This window comes from Streptomyces caniscabiei (assembly GCF_014930365.1).
In the GTDB taxonomy this organism is placed as follows: domain Bacteria; phylum Actinomycetota; class Actinomycetes; order Streptomycetales; family Streptomycetaceae; genus Streptomyces; species Streptomyces caniscabiei.
The window spans coordinates 1-4,553 of record NZ_JABXWI010000049.1; the positions used below are offsets into that span (position 1 = coordinate 1).

Consider the following 4,553-nt stretch of genomic DNA (forward strand, 5'->3'; position numbering starts at 1 on the left):
ACGTCCGCGTCAACGCGCCAATCCGTATCCGTTCCGGGAAGCCATCCCCACCACATGATCACGAGCCACAAGCCCCGGATCCTAAACGATCACCCAGCAGGGAAGCGACGTTGAGGTGTGGTCCCCGGTCGTGAATCGCTTATCGGATCCGGTTCGCGGGTGACGGTACTGCGTGTTCGTCGCCTGTGCCGGTCCAGTGGCCAAGGACCAGCCAGAGTTCGTAGTGCAGAAGCCATGCCGAGGTCCACGGCAGGATCGTGTCCGCGAGGAACATGTGTTCCTGCCACTCCCCGGGCAGATGCAGGCACAGATCGCCGTCGGAGTAGACATGTGGGAGTGCTGTGGCGTCCGGATGCAGTGCCAGGGGCGGGTCGGTGACGGTGACGCGTGGCCTGCGCCGGTGGCGGTAGACGATCCGCACCGTGTAGTTCCTGCTCACGAGGGTCGGCTGCAGGGTGAGCGTGCAGAGGAGTTCACCGCCCCGTACGGTCCCTTGGGCATTGGAGACGACTGCTTTGATCGCGGCCAGCTGGCGGCCGAGGTTAACCGCGCGCGCCGGGATGCTGACCATAGAAGTTGTTTGGTTTCCTGCGGGGACCTGTGGCGGTTGTGGAGAGCAGCCCGGTGCCCCCCATCCTCTGACTGGTAGAAGCCTTCATACGGGCCCCGTAGCGCGCGAAGGATCGCATCACAGGGTCCGGTGCGAAGGACTTGATGAGCTGGGAGTAGACCACGTCCAGCCCTTTGGACTCCGTCAGGGCCAGGTTGTCCATGATGGTGGTGATCTCGTCGAACCAGGCGAGGAAGGCCTGGCGCCGCTCAGGGTATTCGTTCCACTTGTCGGTGAAGTTTTCCTCTTCGTGGGCGGGGTTGGGAACCCACCACTGGCCGTCGCGCTGCTTGATGAATTGGGGCATGGCGGCGAGCACGTTGCGTACGGCGGTGAACAGGTCGTCCTCGCCGCGGTAGGCGCGGCTGGCGAGCGTGGTCAGGAGGATGGACGGCGGTCGATTGTCGGTGTCCTCGGCGAAGAAGAGCATGCAGTGCCACTTGAGGATCTGTACGAGTCGCTGCAGGGTGCTGCGGATGTGGTGTTCGGGGACCTTCGCGACGCTGGCGACGAGCCGCTTTTCGAGGAGGGCGCGGGAGAGTTCCGAGCGGGCGCGGAACCAGTCCGCGTAGCCGAGGGGATTGCTGTGCTGCCACTTATGGAGCTTCTTGTCCGTCAGGAGGATGCCGGTGGGAGGGTGTTTTTCGTCAGGGATGGCGGGCAGGACGTCGAGGTGGAAGCCGGGGTACCCGAGGGTCCAGCAGCGGCGGCGGGCTTCGAGGCTTTCGGGGCCGTCGGTGTGGCCTTGGCGCTGCTTCCAGCGCCGGTAGGCCACCAACTGGTCACCCACTCGCTGCTTGAGTTCCTCTTTCGTTGTGCTGTCCCGTTGCAGAGGGAGTCGACAGACGAGGTCGATGTCGTACTCGCCGGTCTCGGTGTTGGGGCGGACCACGGTGCCGAGGAGGAAGGAGCCCTGGGAGTGGATCTCCCATCCGGGGCTGCCGTTCTCCGCGAGCCAGGTTCCGACCTCTCCGTACCGCTCGATCGCGGTGTCGTGGAGGTCGGGGGCGATGTCGAGGACTTCCACAGCGCCGTCGAGCAGCATGGAAAGCATCTGTTCGGCGGAGTCGGTGCTGTCCTGCGTCTGGTGGTACGCGTTCACGTCATTCCTTACGAGCAGAGTGGAGGGGGACGAAAGCCGGCGCGAGGTGATCGCAGAAAGCGCGGTGGACGGCCGGGGAGACGTCGCGGCTGACATGCCCGGCCCATCCCGAAAGGGTTGTGGTGTCCACGTCGTCCAGAGCGAGGGCGCCGGTGGGCACCGTCGGGTTGAGACGGAGCACGTCGTCTTTGCCGACGAAGTGGCGGACCTGCTTCGCGGCGCTCTCGCTCTGTGCCCGCATGAGGACCTCGACCGCGTCGCGGGCCCAGGGCAGCAGACCGCCGCGGTCGAGACGGCGGTGGCGGTGGCGGACGTCGGTCGTGGTCCCGAGGCTGAACACCCGGATCGTGTCGAGGGGCACAGACAGGGGGCCCACGGCCTCGGTCAGCGCGACCATGGCCGGGTTGTTCGCCCAGACGCCGCCGTCGACGAGCCGTGCTCCATCCAGAGGCATCCCGGGCAGGTAGGTCGGCGCGGCAGAGGTGGCCAACGCGACGTTGACGGCCTTCTCGCGCCAGTCGCGCTTGAGGCCGGGCAGATGCGGGGTCCGGAAGAGGTAGACGTCGTCGGCGGCGACGTTGTAGGAGGTGATGACCAGGCGTTTGGTGCTCTCTCCGAAGGTTCGTTCGCCGAAGACTTCGGTGAGGGCCGCGCGCAGCGGCTCCGCGCTGTACTTCGCGCGCATCAGGTGCTTCAGGCCCCGCAGGCGGCTACGGTCCCGGAAGATGCGCGGCCCATGCTCGGTGTAGAACTCCAGGATCTGCTGCGGGGACAGCCCGAGTCCGAGGCCCAGCGCGATGATCCCGCCTGTCGAGGTGCCGGCGATCAGGTCGAAGTGGTCGGCGATGCGGACACCGAGATCCTCTTCGAGGCGAGCTAGGACCGCAGCGGAGAACATGCCGCGGAAGCCACCGCCGTCGAGGGCCAGAATCTGGAAACGCTCCGTCACTTCAACCGCCCCCGCGCCATGGGTTCGAGGAAGCTCCGCCTGGCGCAGCCGGATCTCCACTATCGAGAGTACTTATTATCACAGCATGTGTTTCCGTGCGTGTTTCCACGCGGAAGTCGTAAGGTTTGTGTTGGCCACGCACCCTGGAGCGTGCGTGGTTTCTGTGTTCCGCCAAGATGTGGAGATCAAAGTCAGGCAGGCCAGGCAAGGGGAAAGATGAGCACGCAGGCGTTCGAGCGCTCTCGGCTGCGGACCGCCCGCGAACTGGCAGGGTTGAGCCAGACGCAGCTCGCCCGCGCGAGCGGGCTCACTCCTGCCGCGATCAGCCAGTTTGAGGGCGGCGCGGCACGACCCAGCCCGGATACGAGCAGTGTCCTGGCCTCGGTACTTGGGGTGCCCCAGGAGTTCTTCCACGAAGCGATGGTCGAAAGCCATGAGGGCTTCTTCCGGTCGCTGCGCCGGACCTCGGTGTCCGACCGCCGCCGGGCGCGAGCCATCGCTCATGTCGCTCACGACCTGGTCGTCCACGCCTCATCCGCGCAGCGGTTCTGCGCCGGCGACGTGCCGAGGCTCCCCGTGAGCGGACTGCAGGCGGAACGGACGGAGGTCGAAGAGGCTGCGGCTCGGGTACGGAAGATGTGGGGACTGCCTTCCGGACCGGTCTCCGACGTCGTTGGACTTCTTGAGACGCGTGGTGTCGCGGTGATCCGTCTCCCCCTCGATAACACGGATGTCGACGCCTTCTCCCTGCCCTTTCCTGACCATCCGGTCGTCGTCCTGGGTACCGACAAGAACGACCGAGCCCGGTCCCGCTTCGACAGTGCACACGAACTCGCCCACCTAGTGCTGCACGGCGAGCAGATCTGGGGCGTAAAGGAGGTCGAGACCCAGGCCCACCAGTTCGCGGCGGCCTTCCTCATGCCCGCCGAAGACATCCACGACCAACTGCCGACCACTGTCGACTGGCCGACCCTATTCGCGCTCAAACGGCAGTGGCAGGTGTCCCTGGCCGCTCTGCTCATGCGCGCCCGGACCCTGGGGTGCATGAGCGAGAACACCTACTTGACCGCCATTAAGGCGGCGTCTGCCCGGGGATGGCGCCGCGTCGAACCGGTCCCTCTTGGTAGGCCGGAGCAGCCGACAAGGCTCCTCGCCTACCTTGCCTCTGCCGACAGCGCCCCGGCGCGGGCCATCCTGCCGTCCCAGCTCGTAGAAAGTCTCCAGAGCGCGTCAGCGGCATGAGGACACTGGCTCGTACGTGCAATAGGTCTGAACACAGCCGAGTCATGCTGTCCCCCACGCAAGGGCGTCGGGATCTCCGCGCTGTGGCCCGCTATTGGTTACTGCCCCTCGCCGCTGTTTGTGCGAGAGGGCTCGGAAGTCCGCTCCTTGGGCTGAGGGCTTCGGCGATCAGCTCGCGGCACGCCTCGACCAGTTCATGCGGTTGGTCGCGCACAGCTCCCAGACGAACGGCTCGCTCCACAACCGCCTCGTCGTCCAGTGAGTCGAGCCAGATCCGGACCGTATCCGCCTCGGGCCCTTTCGGGGAAGGCACAAGGACCTCGACGAGACCAGTACGGGCGACGACAGCCGCGATCCTGTCCCGGCCACGCACAACAGTGGGGTAAGGGCACCACGCAACACGAACGCTCACGGTCTCGTAATGCGTAGGTCCCGGGTTCGGGTGCCGACGGCGGCTCTGGCCGGAGCCTAGGCCATACACAACTGGGCTGGGCTTCCACGCGCTTGAGCATCGTCGAGGCAGGCAGTAGATGCTCACCGCAGTCCTACAGGAGTAATTGTCAAGAGTTGTGGATCGAGTCGTTCGCGTAGGTGGTGCTGACGCTCGGGTTGAGGAGGTAGGCGCCCGTCGCGATGCCTTGCAGGATGCT

General features: G+C 65.8%; 4 protein-coding genes. 1 reads left to right on the forward strand and 3 read right to left on the reverse strand.

Annotated features, from left to right (window positions below; all coding sequences use genetic code 11):
* Positions 1 to 139: 139 nt before the first annotated feature.
* From HW837_RS47845 to HW837_RS47855, 3 genes are read right to left on the reverse strand one after another with little or no spacing between them, the layout of a single operon-like run.
* A complete protein-coding gene (locus HW837_RS47845; RefSeq protein ID WP_193383054.1) occupies positions 140 to 571 on the reverse strand; it encodes a type II CBASS E2 protein in 432 nt (143 codons plus the stop codon).
* A complete protein-coding gene (locus HW837_RS47850; RefSeq protein ID WP_313895682.1) occupies positions 543 to 1,712 on the reverse strand; it encodes a cyclic GMP-AMP synthase DncV-like nucleotidyltransferase in 1,170 nt (389 codons plus the stop codon). Before HW837_RS47850 ends, HW837_RS47845 begins: the two co-directional genes overlap by 29 nt.
* Position 1,713: 1 nt before the next feature.
* Positions 1,714 to 2,661, reverse strand: coding sequence for a CBASS cGAMP-activated phospholipase (locus HW837_RS47855; RefSeq protein ID WP_196790475.1), 948 nt, complete (start codon positions 2,659 to 2,661; stop codon positions 1,714 to 1,716).
* Between the two features lie 216 nt (positions 2,662 to 2,877).
* On the opposite strand from HW837_RS47855, the gene HW837_RS47860 reads away from it, so the two are divergent.
* A complete protein-coding gene (locus tag HW837_RS47860; protein ID WP_193383053.1) occupies positions 2,878 to 3,903 on the forward strand; it encodes an XRE family transcriptional regulator in 1,026 nt (341 codons plus the stop codon).
* Positions 3,904 to 4,553 lie beyond the last annotated feature (650 nt).

Excerpts from the sequence above, each read along its gene's own strand:
- HW837_RS47845 (WP_193383054.1), bottom strand. The coding sequence starts at position 571 with ATGGTCAGCATCCCGGCGCGCGCGGTTAACCTCGGCCGCCAGCTGGCC.
- HW837_RS47860 (WP_193383053.1), top strand. The coding sequence starts at position 2,878 with ATGAGCACGCAGGCGTTCGAGCGCTCTCGGCTGCGGACCGCCCGCGAA.